The following is a 21,968-nucleotide window of genomic DNA, read 5'->3' as shown; positions in this document are numbered from 1 at the left end:
TGGTTCAATGAATCTCCATTAATACGCTAAAGAAAAACACCCATTGAATCCGCTTACATATAGGGTACCTTATCTGTCATCCTTAGAAAAGGAGACATCTTTCGGTTAAGGGGGATGATTTTCGGCAATTTTCTAAAAATTAAAAAAACCCCCTGGACGGAGGTTAATTCAAATTCATATTTGCTTTTTCCTTATATTTTGAAGGAACTTCCCCAAAATGCTTTCTAAACAATTTACTGAAGTATTTCGTATCATTGTATCCCACTTGTTGTGAGATATCATATATTTTTAGATCGGTTGATAATAGCAGTTCCTTTGCCTTTTCAATTCTTGCCTTTGTCACAAAATCCAAAACAGTCTCACCGGTTTGATTTTTAAAATATTCACAGAAATAAGTGGGATTCATATGAACAATTTTGGCAATCTTATCAATGGTGATATTATTTCCTAAGTTCTCCATAATCCATGCTTTTGCCGTATCAGTGGGATTAATGGATTCGTGTAGATTCATTTCTTCAAAAATTTTAAGTACTTTATGCATCCAGGACGCAAGATTTCTCTTTAATTCGATAAAGTTCGGAGATTTCCTAGTCAGTTTAAGTGCTTCCTGAATTAAATGAAGTTCGTCTTTTGCTACAGACTTTGTAAGTAGCCGGTTGATCGTTTGGATGGCCAACACTTGGATACTCTTTTCGATATCTTGCGGGGAAGAAAGCTTTTTAAGTTCGGTAATGTAATGATTTAAATGACGAAAAAGTTCTTCCTTCTTTAAAGGATCAAGTGATTCTACCATTCTTGTAATGGTAATCTCCAACCCCTTAGACTCTCTTATCCTCCCTCTTTCCTTAAGAATATCTTCTACCAATGAAAGGGTGAAAATTTGATCTCCTCCATAAATCAGGCGAAATTGCAGCAAAGCTGAAAGGCGATCTCTTATGGAGGGAATAACTGCCACATCATAAAAATTTCTGCTAAGAGCGATGGTCGAGGTCAGGTTCGTTCCTGCTTTAATGGCGGAATGCAGTCTTTCAGCTATCAAAATTTCTTGTAATTGGTCAGATTCCTTGTGGTGGATTAAGCTCCAGTACGAAGCCTCCTCTCCTTTCCAGATCCAAGATAATATGGGAGTTGCTTCATTAAAACCGTATAATACATCCTGAAGCCTCTTTTCCATCTCTCCATTTTGGAGGACGGATGAATCACTTTTTTGATTCAGGTCAAATGAAATATATAACAGGAAGTAGGTTCCTCTAGGAAAGTCTTTTGTCCACTCCAATTCAGCAAGATCAATTTCATTACTTCTGACTAGTTCGCTTAAGGATTGGGTCTGCTTAATATGACGGAGTTGAGTGTCGATTATTTCGACCTTTTGTTCATTTTCCCAGTTTTCTATTATCTTATCTTTTATTTTCCCGAGCTGTTGTCGGAATTCATCCCGAATTAAAGGTTTCACCATATAATCGAGCGCCCGTTCACGAATGGCTGTTTGCACATAATGAAAGTCGTTAAAGCCGCTAATCACTACCGCTTCAAATGTGGCTCTGTTTCTCATTTCTTTTATCAATTCCAGTCCGTTCATCCCCGGCATTTTAATATCTGTAATCAATAAATCGAAATGAATGTTTTCTTTTTCATATGCATCAATCAATTTCGTACCACTGCTATAACTCCCAACAATCTCAAATTCTTCCCCGCATGATAAGATTAACCTTTCAATTCCCCGTCTGATTCGATTTTCATCATCTACCACAATGGCTTTGATTTTTCTATTGTTCACTCTCCCAGTCTCCTTCTACCTTTCTCAGATCGTCCTGTGACAACAAAGGAATAGAAATAATAATTTCTGTACCTTTTTTTATTTCACTATTTATTTGTAATCCATAGCCCTCACCAAACATCATGATCAGTCGGCCATGAACATTAATTAATCCAAATTGAGAGTCACGCCTTGCCATGGGGTCTGATTCAAGGTAGCTTTTAAGGGTAGAAACCACTTTTTCAGGAATTCCAGGACCATTATCGATAACACGAAAAATCACTTCTTCATTTTTCTTAGAAACATTCCCAATTCTTGAGATGAAAATGTCAATTTTAAAATTCTGTTCTTCATCCAGTCCATGTTTAATGGCATTCTCAACAATTGGCTGCAAAATAAACTTGGGCGTGTAGAGTTTTTCACAATCAAGTTCTTCATGAATCGAAAATTCAATTCGATCTTCAAATCGAAATTTTTGAATCGTTAAATAATCCTTGATATGTTGAATTTCTTGGTCAATGGAAACCAATTTTTCTTTATTGCTTATCGAAAATCGAAGCATACGGCCAAGACGGGAAACCATTTCAACCACCACATCATCTTCCCCTTCTTCTACCGCCATTCCCACTGTTTCAAGGGTATTGTACATAAAATGTGGATTTATTTGTGATTGCAGAGCATATAATTCGGCTTCCTTCTGTTGTAGTTTAATTTGAAAATTCTGTTTTATTAAACTATTAATCTCATGAACCATTGAATTAAAGCTTTTCGCTAATACTCCTACTTCATCGTTGCCATTGATTGGGACATCGACATTAAAGTTTCCCTTTTCCACTTGTTTCATTAACTTTGTTAATCGGTTGATAGGTCTCGATACACTCCAAGCAAGAATAATAGAGATGATAGTACTTATTAGAATGACTCCCAAAAATGCTATGATGGTAGCTTTTCGGACGAGGTCAGTCCTTTCTGTCAAATTCCTTAATAAAACACGATGAGTTAAAATCCATTGATTCGGACCTATTCTACTGATACTGATCAATTTATTTTCCTTTTCCCTTGTTGTTTTAAAACTTCCATTAATTTTTGGATAATGGTTTAAATCCACATTTGTCTTTCCTATAAAGTTGGGATTTGTATCGTAAACAATTTGTCCATTCGTATCCATTAGCGTGATATCTGCTTTGTTAACGGTTTCCAAATTATTTACTATATTTTTAACAAAGGTTAAATCAACCGCTATAAAAATAGTACCTAATTTCATTCGATTCTCTGTGTCTGTTATTTGCTGAAGAAGCAGAATATAGGGGGGATTATGTTTAAATTTCAAGGTGATCTGGTTGGGAAATATGATTTGTTGCTTTCCTTTTAAATCCAGATCTTGTCCAAAAGGCAAAGCAATACTTTCAAAACCTGTGTATGGAAGTCTCGAAGCAGAAAACAGCCTGTTTTTTGATAATATGAAAACCCCCAGGATATCAGAATTCCCACCATTAATATACGTATTTGTCAAGTAGCTGTTAATAAGAAACTTATCCTGCAATAAGGAAGAATTGTATTGATAGGCATCTTTCCTAAGGATTTCAATCACTTTGTCTGAATTATAGAGAAGGTCTGGCAGCTCCCTTAGTTCATTGATATGATCATTGATTCGCTCATTCGCCTGATCCAATACCCTCGGAATATACTCTCCGACCTGCTCTTCGATTGATTTAGTATATTGGTTATATCCAATATAGCCAATGAAGGAAACTGGGATTACCGTAATCAATAGATAGGTAATAATCAGTTTATTCATTAAACGGTGGTTTCTTAATCTTATCCTCTTAAAAATCATATTGATCGACATTATCCTTTGTAAAATCTATTGGTTCCCCCATAATAACCATATCATCGATCATATTAATTTTCCCGACTTGAGGAATTTTTTCGCCGTCAAAAGGCCGTTGCCCCTTGATTAGGTTGGCAGCCAGAGCGACTGTCAAATACCCCAATTTTTTTGGACTCCATAATGTCACAATTTGTGCATCATTCTCTTTTAAATATTGGTTCATTGGATTGGGAGGGGATAACCCTACCACCACGACTTTTCCGGCTTGCCCCGCTTCTTTGACAGCTTGAGCTGCGGCTGGCGGACCAACTGAAGAATTTCCAATAATGCCTTTTAGGTTTGGATATTGCGAGAGTAACTGCTTTGCGAGTATGTATGCTTTATGGGGGTCATCATCTGAGGCGACGATTTTGATAAGATGCATTTTGGGATAATTCTCCTTTTGCTGTACTTGGATCCAATTTAACCATTTGTTTAAATTGGCTGCTGATTTGGCTCCTGTAATGATGGCAAACTCACCTTCTTCATTTAGTTTCCAAGCCAGTGTATCCATTAAATGCCTTCCCAATGTTTCCGGATTTACCATGTTGATAAAGAACTCTCTTGAGTTGGTTTGGGTGTCGGAATCCCATGTCATGACTTTAATATGTTGACGTTCAGCCTTCTGTAAAACTGGCACAAGCTTATCAGGGTCATTGGCGGAAATGGCAATAACATCCACTTTTTGATCAATTAATTTATTGATAATTCTTATTTGCTGATCAGCATCTGCAACGGTTGGACCTTTATAGATGACCTTTACTCCAAGATCTTTACCTGCTTCGGCAGCTCCTTCTTCTACTGCATTAAAATACGGAATATTGACCAACTTTGGGACTATTGCAATGGTAATTGACTTACTTTCATTACTTTCCTGAGGAGGATTCTTTACTTTTCCATTGGAGTATACAATCTTAAACTCTTCTCCCCTACTGCAACCGCTTGCAAAAATTAGAAATACCAATATAAAAAAACAATAGTCTCTTTTCATGATATTCCGCTTCCCCCAACGTTTTTTTGATTAATATAAGTACACATTCCAACCCATGTTAATAATTAAAAAGAAAATTCCAAATATTATTGTTTACCATTTTTATCATAACACAATTTTTTCACTAGATTAAAAAAAAAAGATTGGCTATCGATTATAATAATTGTTTTCACCCCATTTTGGATAGACCCCGCCGAAATCATTAAAAAAGGGATTTGCTTGAGAAAAAAATTTATTACTGAATATAAAGTTAGTTGTCTGATTAAACAAAGTTCGGTAGAATTTAAACGGGATACGTGTAAGCGTTTTCTATATAAACCAATTTGAAACGGTTATGAAACGGAGGCAATATAATGGGACAAACAAATGAATTTGCACACCGTATGGCAAGCAAGACGATCAAACTTGTGGATGCTTCAGGAAATCCTCTTGCAGGAAAGGAAGTAGCACTTAAACAGACAAACCATAAGTTCTTATTTGGCTGCGGCATTTTCGATGCCATCCAAGTAGCCAATCAAAATGTACCAGCAGACAGACTTACCTTTTTAGAAGAAAAACTGGATAAGTTCCTAGATGTTTTTAACTCTGCAACATTACCTTTCTATTGGGGAACATTCGAGCCTGATAAAGGAAGACCACTTACTAAAGAATTAAAGGCTGCCGCTCAGTGGTTAAAAGAGAGAAACGTAACCGTAAAAGGACATCCGCTTTGCTGGCACACGGTAACGGCTCCATGGCTGCTGGATATGAGCAATGAGGAAATTCTAAAAGCACAGTTTACTAGAATTGAACGTGAAGTTTCGGACTTTAAAGGATTAATCGATATGTGGGATGTGATTAATGAAGTGGTGATCATGCCTATCTTTGATAAGTATGACAATGGTATTACTAGAATTAGTAAGGAACTTGGCCGGGTTGGGATCATTAAAGAAATGTTTGCCAAGACACGTGAATTTAATCCAGGTGCGACCCTATTATTAAATGACTTTAATACATCTATTAACTATGAAATCTTAATTGATGGTTGTTTAAATGCAGGTGTTCCCATTGATGCGATTGGTATTCAATCACACCAGCATCAGGGATATTGGGGACGTGAAAAATTAGAAGAAGTTTTAGACCGTTTCTCACACTTTGGTCTCCCCCTTCACTTTACAGAAAACACATTGATATCTGGTCATCTGATGCCATCTCAAATTGAAGATCTGAATGATTATCAGCTTCCCGAATGGCCATCAACACCAGAATTCGAAGAACGTCAGGCAAAAGAAATAGAAGAAATGTATTCTATTCTCTTTAAACATCCTCAGGTAGAAGCCATTACAGCTTGGTCCTTCAGTGATGATGGGGCATGGCTTGGTGCTCCTGCTGGATTTGTCAGAACAGATAATAGCCCAAAACCATCGTATGAAGTGGTGAAAAAACTAATTAAAAATGACTGGCATACAAATGTAACATGCCAAACTGATGACAATGGAGAAGTTTCATTTGAAGGATATCTTGGTGACTATGATCTTGTTTGTGGAGATAAGAAAGTTGCCTTTAAGATAGATAAAGATGTTGATACATTACAACTGGTAATCTAATCAGGTCTTAATAGTAAAGCTTCCGGCCAAATTTTGGCCGGAAGCTTTAACCCACAGCCTAAGAGTAAACAAGATCCTAATAATTTGGGTCTGGGTCCAGTGAAATGTCCACCTTTGCCCATCAACATTACCGCTAACGAGACAATTACTCCTCCAAAGGAGGTCCCTTATCATCCGTTTTGCCCCACTGACTTGTCAGTTGATCAAGTTTTTCCATACAAACCTTAATTCGATTAACCTCCGAATGGAGTAAAGAAAAATGGTGGTGCAGGCTAGCTTCTCTTTCCACAATGGCGCGCTTCATTTCCTCCGGTGCTGGTCCGCCAGGCAGTGACCGAATTTTAACAAAGTGTTCTGGGTCCATTGCTGTGCGAATGACTTCTTCCGGTAAATTCAACGAAACTCCGACTACTGCTCTTGCAGCTTCATCAACGAGTAGTGATGTGACTTGGGTCGCATTCAATCCTTTGGCCAAGGCAATTTTCACCAACTGGCTGGCAATGGAATGAGCAGTCCGGAACGGGATATTTGCTTCCCTAAACAGGGTGTCGGCTAATTCCGTTATCGTCGCAAAACTCTCTTGGGCCCTTCTTTTTAACAATGCTTCATTTACTTCAATCGTTCCAACCACCACTTTTGTTAGCCGAAAAACATGATCAATGAGCTGCAGGCCCTTCCATAAATACGGCTGAAGGTCATCTTCCGTATCGTTTATATCTCCGTAAGGTGTGTTATGTAACATTTGGAGTACGGTTTGGGCGTTTCCAATCCCGCTTGAGCTTAATGCCCGAATATGTTCTAGTGAAACGGGATTTCTTTTTTGCGGCATAATGGAACTCGTTTGCACGTACGGGTCTGCCACACGGATCGCTGAAAATTCCTGACTGGACCATAAGAGAAGATCTTGTGAAAATCGGCCGAGATTGATAAAGGTTAATTGGATCGCTGTAGCAATTTCCCCTAAATAATCAGCTCCGCCAATTGAATCATAGGCACTCTTGATGATTTTCGGGAATCCTAATAACTCTGCGATTCTTTTTCGGTCAATCGGAAATCCAGTCGTAGTGAGGGCCGCCGCGCCGAGGGGACTGGCATTGCATGTTTCATATGCTGCCTTCAATCTTTTTAAGTCACGGTCAACGACATCGTAAATTCCTAGTAGATAATGGGCGAACGTCATCGGCTGAGCTTGCTGCGTATGAGTATGGCCTAGGACAATGGTTTCCTTGTAGGTTTCAATCACCTTCAAAAGGGTTTCTTGAAAGGAAAGCAGCGAGTCAACGGCGAGAAGAATTTTGTCTCTAAGAACAATCCTGTACATAGCAATACCCATATCGTTGCGGCTCCTAGCAAGGTGCAAACTTCCACCTATTTCTCCTGCAACGTTCATGATTTGGCTTTCTAAAAGGAAAAAGAGATCCTCGTACTGTCCATCATAGGTGGATTGAAGAAGTGCCTCCTTATCAAGTGCGTCAATACCCGCAAGGATTTGGAGAGCTCCACTCACCTCCAACAACCCCTGTTCCACCAGCATAATTAGATGGGCTTTATGGATTGCAAGCATCGGCTCTAATAAAGTTTGTTTGGCGTGCTCATAAGCAGGTGCCAATACTACCTCTGAATAAGTCACTCCAGGAAACTTCCGACCTTCCTTTTTCAAAATACTCTCCTTACTATCCAATACAATCCCCCCTAAAAATCCCTAACATGATGACAAGTAAACACTAGAAAATGAGACAAGAGAAAAAAGTTCGCATTCTTTTGTTTTTGTCTGCAGCTTTTTATTTTTATAAAAAAAGCATGAACAGGTATGTTCATGGCATCGGTTGTCCGAAGGACTTCTACTTTTCACTTATTCTTATTGGAGAGTAATTATAACCATTATTTACTTATCTTTCGATATAATTCTAATTCCTGAGGTCTTGTACTACAATCGAAAACTAGGATAGTTTATAGAAATTTCTGTTTTAAAAAAGCATGCGGATAAAAAATGATCCGCATGCTTTTTCTACTGTCCTAATACCCTTAACTATTAATCACTTTATATAGTGAATTAATTAAAATACCAACGGCGAATAGCAGCAACATGATATGTATGTAGTTTACGGTATGATTTCGTTTACTTTTGATAAAAAAACAGATCCATAGAATAGCTAATACGAAATGAATAACGCTTAGTACATGTTCATTTTCTGCCAATTATCTCAGCTCCTATCATCTGCCGCTTAACTCAAGTAAAAACAATCGTTTTATTACCATGGACAAGTACTTTATCTTCAACATGCCAGGAAACTGCTTCAGCGAGGACCTTTTTTTCCACATGACGTCCTGCAGTCTTTAAATCTTCAACTGTATAACGATGATTAATCCGTTGTACATCTTGTTCGATAATCGGTCCTTCATCAAGATCATTGGTAACGTAGTGGGCCGTGGCCCCGATTAACTTTACTCCACGGTTAAACGCTCTCACATAAGGATTCGCTCCAACAAATGCCGGTAAAAACGAGTGATGGATGTTAATGATTTGATTCTGAAAATGAGAGATAAATTTTGGGGAAAGAATTTGCATATATCTGGCCAGTACAATAAAGTCTACTTTCCCTTCCAACAGTTCTAATGCTTTCTGTTCGGCCTCTTCTTTCGTTTCATGTGACAAGGGGATATGATAAAAAGGGATGCCATACCCCTCCACAACTTCCTTTAAATCGGGATGATTACTGATGACCAAAGGTATATCTACTTGGATTTCCTTAGACTTCCAGCGCCAAAGAAGCTCATTAAGACAATGGTCCGCTTTGGAAACAAAGATGGCCATTTGCTTTCTTTTGTTCGTACTGCTCAGCTGCCATTCAAGCTTATAGTCCCGTCCCATTACATGTAAATCCTGTTCTAGCTTGTCAAATGAAACATCCATGACTTCCATTTCAAACTCAATCCGCATAAAAAATACACCTGAGTTTGGATCTGTCGTATGTTGGTCAAAATGGACAATATTTGCTTTGTGTTCTAATAAAAAGTTGGTTACTTTTGAAATAATACCAGGCTTTTCTGGACAAGAAATTAATAATTTCGCACGGTTAAGGTTTGCTTTTGTACTCATTCTCCCACCATCCTTTCGCCAATGGTTCATTTAAAATTAATTGATTAGAAGGGCAATCCTTCCAACCTATCAGGAGTCCTTTTAAACTGCTAAACTTTTTTGTGAATATGTTCGGTTTAACCATGAATCGCTTTTCCATCTATGGCCAGCACTGCTTCACCAATTGCTTCCGATAAGGTTGGATGTGGGTGAATGGTATGAACAATGTCCATGGCAGTGGCATTCAATACACGGGCTAATCCAGCCTCGGTAATCATATCCGTTACATGAGGACCGACCATATGTGCTCCTAGCAGCTTATCCGTTCCTTCCTCGACAACCAGTTTGATAAATCCGTCTGATTCTCCTAAAACGAGGGCCTTTCCGATCGCGCGAAATGAGAATTTACCGGTTTTAACTTGGAATCCTCTCTCCTTCGCCTCCTCTTCTGTGAGTCCAACACTTGCTACTTCAGGGCTGCAGTATACACATTTCGGAACTAGAGTGGGATCGAGCAGATTTGGATTTTCCCCTGCCATATGTTCTATTGCAATAATGCCTTCATGAGAGGCAACATGGGCAAGCTGTAATCCTCCGATACAATCACCAATTGCGTAGATATTGGCTTCCCTCGTTTGATAGAATTCATTTGTTTTGATATACATGCCATTCATTTCAACCGCAGTTTTATCAAGCCCAATTCCTTCAACATTTGGGAGCCTGCCTACTGATACTAAAAGTTTATCTGCAGAATAGGACACTTCTTTCCCTTTATGCTCCGCCTTGATCGAAACACCCTCTCCTTTTTCAAGCGTTTCTGAAAGAACCCTTGCTCCTGTGACAATTTTCACCCCTTTTTTCTTTAGTAACCGTTGGATTTCCTTTGATACGTCTTTATCTTCTGTCGGTAAAATACGGTCTGCATATTCAAGTACGGTAACCTGTACATCGAAGTCTACTAGCATCGATGCCCACTCGATTCCAATGACTCCACCGCCAACAATAATGATGGAGTTTGGGAGCGTTTCCATTTCTAACGCTTCATCAGAGGTCATGACAAACGTTTCATCCGCTTCCAAGCCTTGGAAAGTTCTTGGCCGTGAACCTGTGGCAATTAAAATATTCCTTGGGCTTACAATGACTTCCCCTTCTTGATTGTTTAATTGAATTAAAACATCCTTTGATTCTAGGATACTTCCTTTTCCTTCATACACATCGATTTTTCCTTTTTTCATTAAATGCTGGATCCCTTTAAACAGGCGGTCCTTAATGTCTTCTTTCCGGGCTTGTACCATTGAAAAATCCAGACTAACCTCTGGGGCAATGATGCCATATTGTTTGGTATTTTTTGTTTGTGCATATAATTCTGCACTTCTTAGGAGGGCCTTCGATGGGATACATCCGGCATGAAGGCATGTTCCGCCGATTTTCCCTTTTTCAACTACTGCCACTTTTAAACCTAATTGTGAGGCGCGAATGGCAGCAACGTAGCCTCCTGGTCCCCCGCCGATGATCACAATGTCATATTCTTTTGTCATGTTCATTTCCCCTTTTTCTATTTTCTATGACACCTATAGGAAACTAGAGTTAAAACAGGCGGATCTCATTAATCGATTTCAATGGCACAGGAACTCGAGATAAAGCTGTCACCTACTAAGAAACCCTGTTCGTCTTGATAATCAATTTCGGTTTCTTCATCTAAATATCGTTTTGTGAAGCGATCCATTCGGAGTTGAATCCCTTCTATCTCCATGCATAGATCGTTTCGCCGCGGTTCATCAAACACAATTGAAAACTTAACGGATAATCCGCATCCTCCTGCTACTTCAGCATCAAGCCGAGCAATCTCCTCTTTATTCTCAGCCATTTCTTTTAACTTGTTTATAGCTGCTTCTGTCATTTTTATCATCATAGGACCTCACTTCTCCTAACACTCGTTATCTTCCTCACGCATTCGCCTTTGCTGCATGGACCTGTTCATCTGCATGATAGGAGGAGCGAACAAGTGGACCGGCTTCGCAGTGACTAAATCCTTTTGACATCGCTATTGATTTTAGTTCAGCAAACTCTTGTGGACTCCAATATTTTTGGACTTTTAAATGATGTTTAGTAGGCTGTAAATATTGGCCAATCGTCATAATATCAACATGATGCTGGCGAAGATCATCCATCGTTTCGATTATTTCTTCTTTTGTTTCTCCAAGACCAATCATAATGCTCGATTTGGTTGGAATCGCGGCATTGAGTTCCTTAGAGCGGCGCAGGAACTCAAGGGACCGTTCGTATGTAGCCTTTGCTCTAATTTTTGGTGATAACCGTTTTACTGTTTCAATATTGTGATTTAAAATATCGGGCTTCGCATCCATTAATGCTTTTAAGTTATCGTATTCGCCATTCATATCGGATGGAAGAACTTCAATACTGCAAAATGGATTACGGCGTCTGACGGCTCGGACGGTTTCTGCAAAGACTCCCGCTCCTCCGTCCTTTAAATCATCGCGGGCCACAGCCGTAATCACCACATGCTTTAACCCCATCTGTTCCACAGATTCAGCAACGCGCTCCGGCTCTTCCCAATCAAGCTCTGTCGGCAGGCCTGTTTGAACTGCACAAAATCGGCAGGCCCGTGTACATATACTTCCTAAAATCATAAAGGTTGCCGTTTTTCGTGATGCCCAGCATTCATGAATGTTCGGACATTTTGCTTCTTCGCAGACAGTATGAAGCTTTTTTTCACGCATCATCGTTTTTAAGCCTGTATATTGTTCATTAGTATTCAATTTAATCTTGAGCCAGTCTGGTTTACGTATATACTCGGTTGTCATCGTCTTCACTCCTATGAACGGAACATATTATCTTTTAGTTAGAAAATCATCTGTGCAGGGATTCCTGCACAGATGGAGTTTTCATTTTATACGTTTACCGTTTCTTTTTCTTTTACAGCAGATGCCTCTTTTGTATATCGCAAAATCGGTTGTCTTGCCGCCTGTACTTCATCCAATCGGCCAATCACCGTTGTATGGGGTGCCTCTAATACGATTCCTGGGTTTTCTTCTACTTCTTTGGCAATTTGAATCATTACATCAGCAAAGGCATCCATCGTTTCCTTTGACTCTGTTTCTGTCGGTTCGATCATCAAACACTCCTCCACATTCAGCGGGAAGTAAATGGTCGGCGGATGGTAGCCAAAATCGAGCAGACGTTTGGCCATATCGAGTGTTCTTACCCCTAACTTTTTCTGTCTAGATCCGGATAACACAAATTCATGCTTGCAGATTTGTGAATAAGGTGCTTCAAAATACGGTTCAAGCTTTTTGCGAAGATAGTTCGCATGAAGAACGGCACCTTCCGAAACTTGACGTAATCCTTCAGGCCCCATGGTGCGAATATAGGTGTATGCACGTAAGAGAATTCCGAAGTTCCCATAGTAGCCTTTGACACGACCAATCGATTGAGGCTGGTTATAATCTAACGTATATTGATCCTCTTTTTTGATAACTCGTGGAACAGGTAGAAATGGAATCAGTTTCTCTTTCACACCGACAGGACCAGCACCCGGACCACCGCCTCCATGCGGGGTTGTAAATGTTTTATGAAGATTTAAATGGACGATGTCAAAGCCCATTGTACCAGGCGTTGTTTTTCCTAAAATCGCATTCGCATTTGCACCATCATAATATAATAAGCCGCCTGCTTCATGCACAACATGAGCAATTTCCACAATTTCTTTCTCAAACAGACCGAGCGTATTCGGATTTGTCAGCATCAGGGCAGCCGTGTTATCATCCAGATGTTTCTTTAATTCTTCCAAGTCGACTAACCCATGCTCATTGGATGGAATCGTTATCGTTTCATAACCGGCAACCGATGCACTGGCAGGATTGGTTCCATGAGCGGAGTCTGGAACAAGGACTTTTGTTCGTACTTCCCCTTTTTGTTTATGATAGGCTTTGACCATCATTAATCCTGTCCATTCCCCTTGTGCTCCTGCTGAAGGCTGTAATGTCACTGCATCCATGCCGGTGATAACAGCTAGTTCTTCCTGTAATTGATATAAAACTTCTAATGCGCCCTGTACGGTTTCAGTTGGCTGGTATGGATGGATACGGCTAAAGCCTTCCAAACGGGCTACATCTTCATTGATTTTTGGATTGTACTTCATTGTACAAGAACCAAGCGGGTAGAAACCGTTATCGATTCCATGGTTTTTATTTGAAAGGGCTGTATAATGACGGACAAGCTGAAGCTCCGATACCTCCGGAAGCTCTGCCGGCGTTTCTCGAATCAAATGCTTCGGAAGTTTTTGCTGAAGATCGAGCTTTTCTACATCACATTCCGGAAGACTTGAACCAACACGTCCTTGACGACTAATTTCAAAAATCAAATCATTATATTCAACCATTTACAACAGCCTCCAGTACCTCGATCAATTGGTCAATCTCCTGTTTTGTCCTCTGCTCAGTCACGGCGACCAGCATTTGATTTTCAGTGCCGTAATCACTACCTAAATCGAAGCCGCCGATGATTCCCGCCTCCAGTAATTTTGCGTTAACCTCTTTAACAGGCAGGGGAAGTTCGACCACAAATTCATTAAAGAATGGTGCTTGATTGATAACGACAAAGCCTTTCTTTTGCAAGCATTTGGCCATATAATCCGCTTTTTCAAAGTTTAACTGGGCCATTTCACGAATTCCCTGCTTTCCAAGTGCACTCATACAAACAGCAGAAGCAAGTGCATTTAATGCCTGATTAGAACAAATATTAGATGAAGCCTTATCACGGCGAATATGCTGTTCACGTGCTTGAAGGGTTAAGACAAAGCCGCGCTGTCCTTTCTCATCTGTCGTTTGGCCAACAATCCGTCCAGGGATTTTTCGCATCAATTTCTTACTTACAGCAAAATAACCACAATGCGGGCCGCCAAAGGACATTGGGATTCCTAATGGCTGCATATCCCCGATTACGATGTCTGCTCCAAGCTTACCAGGGGCCTCGAGAAGTGCGAGTGCCAGTGGATTGGCACTTACGATGAACAGTGCTCCATTTGCTGCGGCGATTTTCTTCAGTTCAGACAAATCCTCAATTGAACCGAAAAAGTTCGGATATTGAACAATAACAGCTGCAGTTCCCTTATCGATTTGTTTTGACAGATATTCTAAGTCTGTCACATCATTAGCAAGGTCCACATCTTCTACTGTGTACCCTTGCCCGCTTGCCACCGTATTTAAGATGGCGCGTGATTCAGGATGAACTGCCTTTGATACAAGTACCTTCGAACGTCTTGTAGATGAAACAGCAAGTGATGCCGCTTCTGCAAGTGAGGTAAACCCATCGTACATCGAAGAATTGGCCACATCCATTCCTGTCAGCTCACAAACCATCGTTTGAAATTCAAAAATCGCCTGTAATTCACCTTGACTGATTTCCGGCTGGTAGGGTGTATAGGCCGTATAAAATTCAGAACGTGAAATCATGTGGTTGACCACACTTGGAATGTAATGGTCATAAGTTCCCGCACCCAAAAAGGTTGGGTATTGATTCGCATTTTTGTTTTTGGAAGCAAGCCGATTCATTTTTTTCAAAAGAAGTGGTTCAGGTTCCGCCTTTGGTATAGGTAACTCCCCTTGGAGTTGAATTTCAGCTGGGATATCTTCAAACAATTCAGCGATAGATGACATATTTAAAAATGCGAGCATTTCCTCTTGATCTTGTTTCGTATCAGGGAGATATCTGTATGTGGATGTCATTCTATTCCTCTCCTCCATTGATAAATGCTAGGTACTCCGTTTCATTTAGAAGAGATTCCAATTCTTCTGGACTGGACATTTCCACTTCTACTAACCAGCCTTTGCTAAATGGATAGGCATTAATTGTTTCTGGAGCGTCTTCCAACTCCTCATTAATCCGAACCACTGTACCTGAAACTGGTGCGTAAATTTCAGAAACTGCTTTAACTGATTCAATCGTTCCCATGGATTCATCTGCAGTTACGTCATCCTCAACTTGTGGACTTTCTACAAATACGATATCGCCTAACTGTTTTTGGGCATAATCAGAAATGCCAATTCGCACCCGATTTCCGTCTAATTGTAAAACCCACTCATGTTCCTTGCTATATAGTAAGCTTGCAGTTGCGTTTGTCATTGATTATACTTCCTCTCATCTATTAAATTCGTTTGTTAATTTCTGCTCAAATCAATCAAGTATAAAAACACATTCTATACTCTATTAACCTCTTTTATAAAAGGGTGTTTTCACCACAATTGCATCAATCAGCTTATTTCGGATTTCCACTTTTAACGGTGTTCCTACTGGACTATGTTCTGCAGAAATAAGTGCCAGACCAACGCTTTTCTTTAAAGTCGGTGATTGTGTTCCCGATGTCACAACACCTATCTCTACCCCATTCTCTGAAAAGATCTTATAACCATGACGTGGTATGCCTCGTCCAGTGACTTCAATCCCAACTAATTTGCGTGCTAATCCAGCTTCTTTCTGGGCCAAAAGGGCGGCTTTTCCGATAAAATCACTTTCTTTTTTCAATTTCACGGCGAAGCCGATTCCTGCTTCAAGTGGACTAATATCACTTAATAGTTCTTGACCATAGAGTGCTAGACGAGCTTCTAACCGAAGTGTGTCACGTGCTCCAAGTCCACATGGCTTTAAGCCGTCCTCACTGCCTGCTTCTAAAAGTTTTTCCCAAAGTGTTTCCACTTGCTCTGCTGCTAAATAGAGCTCAAAACCATCTTCTCCTGTATAGCCCGTACGGGATACGAGTACATCTGATACACCGGCAATAACAACATGTTGGGCAAAATAAAATGAGCCTATTTTAGATAAATCGGTTCCTGTTAACTTTTGCAAGATTCCTTCCGCTTTTGGACCTTGAATGGCAAGCTGGGCGGTTTGATTCGAAATATTTTGGAGCGTCATCTCTCCTTTTACATGCTGCTGCATCCAGTTGACATCTTTCTCAATGTTGGCCGCATTAATGACGAGTATATATTTTTCATTATCTAGTTTGTAGACTAATAGATCATCGACTGTTCCGCCGTCTGGATAGCACATAGCGGTATACTGTGCTTGGTTAATGGCAAGCTTTGTCACATCGTTGGTGACAAGGGTGTTGATGTAACTCTCTGCATCTTTCCCGTCCACAAGCACTTCACCCATATGTGAGACATCAAAGAGTCCTGCATTGGTTCGGACTGCCTCATGCTCATCTAAAATGCTTGAAAACTGGACTGGAAGTGCCCAGCCGCCAAAATCGATAACCTTCGCTCCATATTTTCCATACGTTTCGAAAAGTGGTGTTTGCTTTAATGCTGTTACCGTCCCCATCTTGTTCCCCCCTATTATTTCCTGCAAAATAGTCGCTCTTTTACTTGTTTTCCGGTTTCAGTCGTTGCCAGACCACCAAGTGCGGTTTCACGCAGTGTTCGAGGCATTTCTTTTCCGACCCTATACATGGCCTCAATGACTTCATCACAAGGAATACGGCTTTCAATCCCGGCAAGGGACATGTCAGCTGCTGAAAAAGCGATGGAGGTTCCGATCACATTGCGCTTAATGCAAGGAACTTCCACAAGTCCTGCAACTGGGTCACAAACCAAACCTAGCAGTGACTTCATCGCTATTGCGGTGGCATTTACAGCTTGCTGTGGTGTACCACCTCTTAACTCAACAATCGTTCCGGCGGCCATGGCTGTTGCCGAACCGACCTCAGCCTGGCACCCCCCGGCTGCTCCTGATATGAAGGAACGGTTTGCAATCACATAGCCGAGCATGCTTGCCGTAAACAACCCCATGACTAAATCTTTGAACGGCGTCCCATCATTTTTATGAAGTGAAAACAATACCCCTGGCAAGATGCCGGCTGCCCCGGCAGTTGGCGTTGCAACTATGACACCCATTCGCGCATTGTTTTCCGAAGTAGCCAACGAAAAAGCCATTGCATTGCTAATATAATTTCCTGACAAAAATTTACCTTGACTGATATAATCATTCATCTTTACGGCATCACCGCCGGAAAGACCGCTAGGAGCGGCTGAAGAGTCCTTTATACCGCTCTCAACTGCTTCTTTCATTTTGAGCAGCCGATCTTCCATCATGCCAATAATGGTTTCTTGGTCTTTGCCTGATCTTTTTACTTCCATCATCAACATCATGTCACCAATGGATTTTTGTACTCTTTCACAAGCGTCGATCAGCTCTCTCATTGATTGAATTTCCATCATTTTGCCCCCATCAGTTGTTTCCTTTTCGGTTGATAATGACGAGCAAGAGCGGCAAAATCATCGCCGGCACTCAAACGGATATCGACCATTTCGTCGTTAATCATAAAGATCTTTGATAAACCGCCGCCAAGTGATACACCGCCCACTTTTACAACATGTTCCTCCCTTTTTGCTGTTACGATTGCTATATTGGGATGGTCATAATACTCACAGTCTTCTGCAAATTCGAACCTGTACTGCATCCCATCCTTTTTAGCCCAATCCAATGAATTTTTTATTCGTGAATCATCCGTATCCATCCCAAGTAATCCGCCAAGGAGAGCTTTATCTGTTCCATGCCCCTGATAAGTTTCAGCAAAGGAATCATAAAAAACAATCTTTGCTTCTTCCGGACCATTTCCCAGCAATTCGTAAATAAATTTTCCGATTGATACAACACCTGCTGTATGAGAACTCGACGGTCCCACCATGATCGGGCCGATAATGTCAAAACAACTTTGAAATTCCATTCAAATGCCCCTTTCTTATACGGTGATTGCTTGTTCATATAACGGGAAAGCATCACAAATGGTTTTCGTTGTTTCTTTTGCTTTCTCAAGCACGACTTGGTCCCCTTTACTCTTCAGAACAGCTGCAATGACTTTACCGATTTTCACCATTTCATCCTGCTTCATGCCGCGTGTCGTTAAAGCCGCCGTTCCCATCCGGATACCGCTTGTCACAAACGGCTTTTCTGGATCATATGGAATCGTATTTTTATTGACAGTGATACCAGCTTCTTCTAATAATTTTTCTGCTGCTTTTCCAGTTAGGTTCCATGGACGTAAGTCTACAAGAACAATATGGTTATCTGTTCCACCAGAGACAAGCGCTGCCCCTTCATTTTTCAACGTCTCGCCAAGTGTGGCTGCGTTATCAATTACTTGTTTTGCATATTCCTTAAAGCTTGGCTGCAATGCCTCTTTAAACGCAACCGCCTTGGCTGCAATAATGTGCATGTGCGGGCCGCCCTGGATTCCTGGGAACACTGATTTGTTAATCGCTTTAATGATTTCTTCATCATTAGTTAAAATAATTCCGCTCCGCGGGCCTCTTAATGTTTTATGAGTAGTGCTCGTTACGACATCCGCATATGGAACTGGCGACGGGTGTAGTCCGGCTGCAACCAGCCCGGCAATATGCGCCATATCGACCATGAGCTTTGCGCCAACTTGATCAGCAATTTCTCTAAAGCGCGCGAAATCGATCTTTCTTGGGTAAGCACTTGCCCCGGCAATAATCAATTTGGGTTTTTCCTTAGTCGCGATTGCTTCTAGTTCATCATAGTCGATTAATTGAGTGTCCTCTTTCACGCCATAGGAAACAATATCAAACCATTTTCCTGAAACGCTTACGGGACTGCCATGAGTTAAGTGCCCCCCTTGCGAGAGGTTCATTCCCATCACTTTATCACCAGGCTGAAGCAGTGCGAAAAATACAGCAAAATTGGCCTGTGCACCTGAGTGGGGTTGGACATTTGCATATTTGGCGCCAAAAAGCTCTGTTACGCGGTCTATTGCTGTTTGTTCTGCGACATCGACCACTTCACAGCCGCCGTAGTAGCGCTTCCCTGGATAGCCTTCCGCATATTTATTGGTCAACACACTTCCCATTGCTTCTAACACATCAGGGCTCACGAAGTTTTCAGATGCAATCAACTCCAATGTTTGAAGCTGGCGCTGCTGCTCATTCCTAATTGCTTCAAAAATAGTTGAATCATTTTGTAGTAATCCCATTCCTACTCCTCCTAGAATATCGCTCAAACTACCCCTTCATGTGTCAAAATGGAAGATGAAACTCCCACCTTTACGATCCATATACGACTTTTTTGCACGCAAAAAAGGACAGAAGAAGGGTAGCTTAAAAGCTCTTTGTCCCTTCTCTGTCCTTTTACCTGAGAGTTTAGTTCTGTGAAGAACATCCCCTTTGGTGGCATCTCTTATTATGCGCTCTCCAGAGTTGCGTCCAGCTGTGGTTCCATCTACCTGAGAGATTTATTCCAAGGGTTTTTTTGGAACTTGCTCCTTCGGTGGCGTGTAAAAAAAGTGCACTCTCCCACAACTGTCATCCGCTCTATTTTTTTGTTATTTTCAGAATAGTTGTTACTGATATTTAAGTCAAGCATTTTTTTGAAAACGGTAACAATAATTTGCATTACGGTTTAATTTCTACTACCGTTTCTTGATTTACTTGATCATCCTGGTTTGCGTTCATACTCCGTATCTTATAAATGCCAATTAGCAAAATAAACCAGACTGGAGTTACAAACAAGGCAATACGAGTATCTTCTGCAAGAGCAAGCACAACAAGAACGAAAGCTAAGAAAGCAAGGATTAGGTAATTGGAAAATGGATAAAGCGGCAATTTAAATTGGTTGACTCTTGCCAAATCCGGTCTTGTTTTACGGTATTTTAAATGACTGATGACCGTTATTCCCCAAATAAAGATGAAACATACAGTAGATATACTGGTGATTAAAGTAAATACTCCTTCTGGCATAACATAGTTCAATATCACAGCAATCAGAATCACTACAGTTGAAAAGAACAATGCATTTGAAGGTACTTTTCGTGAAGTAAGTTTTGCAAATGAGTCAGGAGCATTTTTATCTTTTGCAAGTGAGTATACCATCCGGCTAGTACTGAAGACCGCGCTGTTACAGGCTGAAGCCGCGGATGTCAAGACGACAAAATTGACAATACCAGCAGCAGCAGCGATGCCAACTGCTACGAAGACTTGGACAAATGGGCTCTTCGCTGGATTTATCGCGTTCCATGGATAAATGCTCATAATGACCACTAGCGCACCAAGGTAGAAAAGAAATACTCGAATGGGGATGTTATTAATTGCCTTTGGAATTACTTTTTCAGGATCTTTGGTTTCACCTGCTGTAAGTCCCACAAGTTCAATGCCTACAAAGGCAAATACGACCATTTGGAAGGAAAGTACAAATCCATTGATTCCATTCGGGAACATGCCCCCATGTTTCCATAAATTCGTAAAACCAGACGGTCCTGAATTCGTAGAGAAGCCTTTAAGAATCATGAAAATACCAACTACAATCAGGGCGATAATCGCGATTACCTTAATTAGGGCAAACCAAAATTCCATTTCACCAAAAAGTTTAACGGTTGTAAGATTCATAATTAACAAAATCACAAGGGCAATTAATCCTGGCATCCACTGCGGAACATTTGGAAACCAATATTGGGTGTAGAGACCAACTGCTGTTAAGTCAGCCATAGCAATAGAAATCCAGCAGAACCAGTAGGTCCATCCAGTGATAAAGGCTGCCATATTACCTAAATAGTCTCTTACAAAGTCAACAAAAGAATGATAGTTCAAATTGGATAAGAGAAGTTCGCCAAGAGCGCGCATGATTAAAAAGCAAATAGCCCCCGTAATCATATAAGCAAATAAAATCGATGGTCCTGCTAAATGAATTGATTTTCCAGCACCAAGAAATAATCCCGTTCCGATGGCTCCACCAATAGCGATTAGTTGTACATGCCTGTTTTTTAGGCCTCTTTCCAATTTTTGTTCCTTCATTCGATTTCCCCCTTTACTTTTCCGGGATGTTTACAATTTATAGTTGAGTTAAATCTTTAAATTTAAATTCTATTCATTGCAAATTCCTATCCCAATCAAAGTTTAATAGAATGTTACCCGTTAATTCGACATTAAAAAAGCGCTTACAATTTTAGTTGAAGTGAATATTTACCATGTCAAGTAGTCCCATTGCGTTCACCCCAAGACTCTCTTTCCTAGATTTTATAGCACAATCCTCCTTTTTTTAGTTTGTGCTATCTTTCCCAATCAAAAAAAGACAGGGGAAAGATAGATTTACTTCTATCTTTCCTCTGTCCTTTTACCTGAGAGTTTAACTCCTTTGGTGGCACATGGCTCTCTCCAGAGACGCGTCCTATTATGGTCCTTTTACCTGAGAGATTGGTACCCCATTTTTGGGGACTTGCTCCTTCGGTGCCAAACAATAGGTTTGGTCTCTCCCATAATATTCATCCGCTAGTATAGATTTCATTTACATACTACTCTATGGAAGAGATGGTGTCAATTAAATATTCTGAATTTAATAATTATTTCGAAAAATTATATCGCTATAGAGATATATGTCATTTTCCTACTTTAATCTTTTTATTGCTTTATTTTTAAATCTATTTTTATGCGATTGTTTTTCAAGGATGCCCCTTTACCATATTTGTGGAGTCATGTTCTTGTTTATACCCAAAAAGGATTTGTAATTCTTAAATTACTAGTTCCAATTTCAATTTCATTAGCTATATACATACTAAGATCTAACAAGTCTTCTTTATTCAATTGTTTAAGATAATCTACTCTTAACTTAGTTAAAGAATCTATCTTTTTTTCTTTCAAAATATTTACATATTGGTC

The 21,968-nt window shown here is 40.3% G+C and carries 18 protein-coding genes and 3 riboswitches; of the genes, 1 reads left to right on the top strand and 17 read right to left on the bottom strand.

What is annotated here, in order from left to right; genetic code table 11:
* Positions 1–163 precede the first annotated feature (163 nt).
* Genes V7077_RS23370 through V7077_RS23360 form a run of 3 tightly spaced genes read right to left on the bottom strand, consistent with a single transcriptional unit; the run spans position 164 to position 4,617 of the window.
* Complete coding sequence (locus V7077_RS23370; protein ID WP_335506402.1) at positions 164–1,777, bottom strand: helix-turn-helix domain-containing protein; 1,614 nt, start codon at positions 1,775–1,777, stop codon at positions 164–166.
* Complete coding sequence (locus V7077_RS23365; protein ID WP_335506400.1) at positions 1,767–3,554, bottom strand: sensor histidine kinase; 1,788 nt, start codon at positions 3,552–3,554, stop codon at positions 1,767–1,769. Before V7077_RS23365 ends, V7077_RS23370 begins: the two co-directional genes overlap by 11 nt.
* Before the next feature lie 28 nt (positions 3,555–3,582).
* Positions 3,583–4,617 carry an autoinducer 2 ABC transporter substrate-binding protein gene (locus V7077_RS23360; protein WP_335506398.1) on the bottom strand — a complete coding sequence of 345 codons (1,035 nt, stop codon included), beginning with the start codon at positions 4,615–4,617 and terminating at the stop codon, positions 3,583–3,585.
* Positions 4,618–4,970: 353 nt separating this feature from the next.
* Between V7077_RS23360 and V7077_RS23355 the strand changes: the two genes are divergently transcribed.
* A complete protein-coding gene (locus V7077_RS23355; RefSeq protein ID WP_335506396.1) occupies positions 4,971–6,203 on the top strand; it encodes an endo-1,4-beta-xylanase in 1,233 nt (410 codons plus the stop codon).
* 145 nt (positions 6,204–6,348) lie between these two features.
* Here V7077_RS23355 and argH read toward each other — a convergent pair whose 3' ends face one another.
* The 14 genes from argH to V7077_RS23285 all read right to left on the bottom strand — a co-directional run bounded on the left by argH (position 6,349) and on the right by V7077_RS23285 (position 21,107).
* Positions 6,349–7,884, bottom strand: coding sequence for an argininosuccinate lyase (gene argH, locus V7077_RS23350; RefSeq protein WP_335506394.1), 1,536 nt, complete (start codon positions 7,882–7,884; stop codon positions 6,349–6,351).
* Between the two features lie 344 nt (positions 7,885–8,228).
* On the bottom strand, positions 8,229–8,402 hold the full coding sequence (locus V7077_RS23345) for a hypothetical protein (protein WP_335506392.1): 174 nt from the start codon (positions 8,400–8,402) through the stop codon (positions 8,229–8,231).
* 31 nt (positions 8,403–8,433) lie between these two features.
* Positions 8,434–9,303 carry a formyltetrahydrofolate deformylase gene (gene purU, locus V7077_RS23340; RefSeq protein WP_335506390.1) on the bottom strand — a complete coding sequence of 290 codons (870 nt, stop codon included), beginning with the start codon at positions 9,301–9,303 and terminating at the stop codon, positions 8,434–8,436.
* Between the two features lie 116 nt (positions 9,304–9,419).
* Positions 9,420–10,820 (bottom strand): dihydrolipoyl dehydrogenase, encoded by a 1,401-nt coding sequence (gene lpdA, locus V7077_RS23335; RefSeq protein WP_335506388.1) that lies wholly within the window; start codon positions 10,818–10,820, stop codon positions 9,420–9,422.
* 68 nt (positions 10,821–10,888) lie between these two features.
* Positions 10,889–11,194, bottom strand: coding sequence for a HesB/IscA family protein (locus V7077_RS23330; protein WP_335506386.1), 306 nt, complete (start codon positions 11,192–11,194; stop codon positions 10,889–10,891).
* Between the two features lie 34 nt (positions 11,195–11,228).
* Entirely contained in the window at positions 11,229–12,107 is an 879-nt protein-coding gene (lipA, locus tag V7077_RS23325; protein ID WP_335506384.1) for a lipoyl synthase, read from the bottom strand.
* Positions 12,108–12,193: 86 nt separating this feature from the next.
* A complete protein-coding gene (gene gcvPB / locus V7077_RS23320; RefSeq protein WP_335506382.1) occupies positions 12,194–13,684 on the bottom strand; it encodes an aminomethyl-transferring glycine dehydrogenase subunit GcvPB in 1,491 nt (496 codons plus the stop codon).
* On the bottom strand, positions 13,677–15,029 hold the full coding sequence (gcvPA, locus tag V7077_RS23315; RefSeq protein WP_335506380.1) for an aminomethyl-transferring glycine dehydrogenase subunit GcvPA: 1,353 nt from the start codon (positions 15,027–15,029) through the stop codon (positions 13,677–13,679). Before gcvPA ends, gcvPB begins: the two co-directional genes overlap by 8 nt.
* A gap of 1 nt (position 15,030) precedes the next feature.
* Positions 15,031–15,426, bottom strand: a complete 396-nt coding sequence (gene gcvH / locus V7077_RS23310) for a glycine cleavage system protein GcvH (RefSeq protein WP_335506377.1) — start codon at positions 15,424–15,426, stop codon at positions 15,031–15,033.
* 84 nt (positions 15,427–15,510) lie between these two features.
* On the bottom strand, positions 15,511–16,623 hold the full coding sequence (gene gcvT, locus V7077_RS23305; RefSeq protein ID WP_335506375.1) for a glycine cleavage system aminomethyltransferase GcvT: 1,113 nt from the start codon (positions 16,621–16,623) through the stop codon (positions 15,511–15,513).
* Positions 16,624–16,637: 14 nt separating this feature from the next.
* Positions 16,638–17,516, bottom strand: coding sequence for an L-serine ammonia-lyase, iron-sulfur-dependent, subunit alpha (gene sdaAA, locus V7077_RS23300; RefSeq protein ID WP_335506373.1), 879 nt, complete (start codon positions 17,514–17,516; stop codon positions 16,638–16,640).
* A complete protein-coding gene (locus tag V7077_RS23295) occupies positions 17,516–18,028 on the bottom strand; it encodes a serine dehydratase beta chain (protein ID WP_335506372.1) in 513 nt (170 codons plus the stop codon). Before V7077_RS23295 ends, sdaAA begins: the two co-directional genes overlap by 1 nt.
* Before the next feature lie 15 nt (positions 18,029–18,043).
* Positions 18,044–19,294 (bottom strand): serine hydroxymethyltransferase, encoded by a 1,251-nt coding sequence (gene glyA / locus V7077_RS23290; protein WP_335506371.1) that lies wholly within the window; start codon positions 19,292–19,294, stop codon positions 18,044–18,046.
* 226 nt (positions 19,295–19,520) lie between these two features.
* Positions 19,521–19,626, bottom strand: a riboswitch (glycine riboswitch).
* Between the two features lie 86 nt (positions 19,627–19,712).
* Positions 19,713–21,107, bottom strand: a complete 1,395-nt coding sequence (locus V7077_RS23285; protein WP_335506369.1) for an amino acid permease — start codon at positions 21,105–21,107, stop codon at positions 19,713–19,715.
* 309 nt (positions 21,108–21,416) lie between these two features.
* Positions 21,417–21,473: riboswitch (glycine riboswitch) on the bottom strand.
* A 3-nt stretch (positions 21,474–21,476) separates the two neighbouring features.
* A riboswitch (glycine riboswitch) is annotated at positions 21,477–21,578 on the bottom strand.
* Positions 21,579–21,968: the final 390 nt, after the last annotated feature.

It is taken from the genome of Neobacillus vireti (genome assembly GCF_036962465.1).
GTDB lineage: Bacteria > Bacillota > Bacilli > Bacillales > Cytobacillaceae > Neobacillus > Neobacillus vireti_B.
This window is presented reverse-complemented; position numbering and strand designations above follow the sequence as displayed.

What these genes read in the sequence shown, in the direction of transcription:
- V7077_RS23360 (WP_335506398.1), bottom strand. Translation starts at nt 4,617, where the DNA reads ATGAAAAGAGACTATTGTTTTTTTATATTGGTATTTCTAATTTTTGCA.
- gcvPB (WP_335506382.1), bottom strand. Translation starts at nt 13,684, where the DNA reads ATGGTTGAATATAATGATTTGATTTTTGAAATTAGTCGTCAAGGACGT.
- glyA (WP_335506371.1), bottom strand. Translation starts at nt 19,294, where the DNA reads ATGGGATTACTACAAAATGATTCAACTATTTTTGAAGCAATTAGGAAT.
- V7077_RS23355 (WP_335506396.1), top strand. Translation starts at nt 4,971, where the DNA reads ATGGGACAAACAAATGAATTTGCACACCGTATGGCAAGCAAGACGATC.
- lpdA (WP_335506388.1), bottom strand. Translation starts at nt 10,820, where the DNA reads ATGACAAAAGAATATGACATTGTGATCATCGGCGGGGGACCAGGAGGC.
- purU (WP_335506390.1), bottom strand. Translation starts at nt 9,303, where the DNA reads ATGAGTACAAAAGCAAACCTTAACCGTGCGAAATTATTAATTTCTTGT.
- V7077_RS23295 (WP_335506372.1), bottom strand. Translation starts at nt 18,028, where the DNA reads ATGGAATTTCAAAGTTGTTTTGACATTATCGGCCCGATCATGGTGGGA.
- gcvPA (WP_335506380.1), bottom strand. Translation starts at nt 15,029, where the DNA reads ATGACATCCACATACAGATATCTCCCTGATACGAAACAAGATCAAGAG.
- V7077_RS23365 (WP_335506400.1), bottom strand. Translation starts at nt 3,554, where the DNA reads ATGAATAAACTGATTATTACCTATCTATTGATTACGGTAATCCCAGTT.
- V7077_RS23330 (WP_335506386.1), bottom strand. Translation starts at nt 11,194, where the DNA reads ATGATGATAAAAATGACAGAAGCAGCTATAAACAAGTTAAAAGAAATG.
- gcvT (WP_335506375.1), bottom strand. Translation starts at nt 16,623, where the DNA reads ATGGGGACGGTAACAGCATTAAAGCAAACACCACTTTTCGAAACGTAT.
- sdaAA (WP_335506373.1), bottom strand. Translation starts at nt 17,516, where the DNA reads ATGGAAATTCAATCAATGAGAGAGCTGATCGACGCTTGTGAAAGAGTA.
- V7077_RS23285 (WP_335506369.1), bottom strand. Translation starts at nt 21,107, where the DNA reads ATGAAGGAACAAAAATTGGAAAGAGGCCTAAAAAACAGGCATGTACAA.
- lipA (WP_335506384.1), bottom strand. Translation starts at nt 12,107, where the DNA reads ATGACAACCGAGTATATACGTAAACCAGACTGGCTCAAGATTAAATTG.
- gcvH (WP_335506377.1), bottom strand. Translation starts at nt 15,426, where the DNA reads ATGACAAACGCAACTGCAAGCTTACTATATAGCAAGGAACATGAGTGG.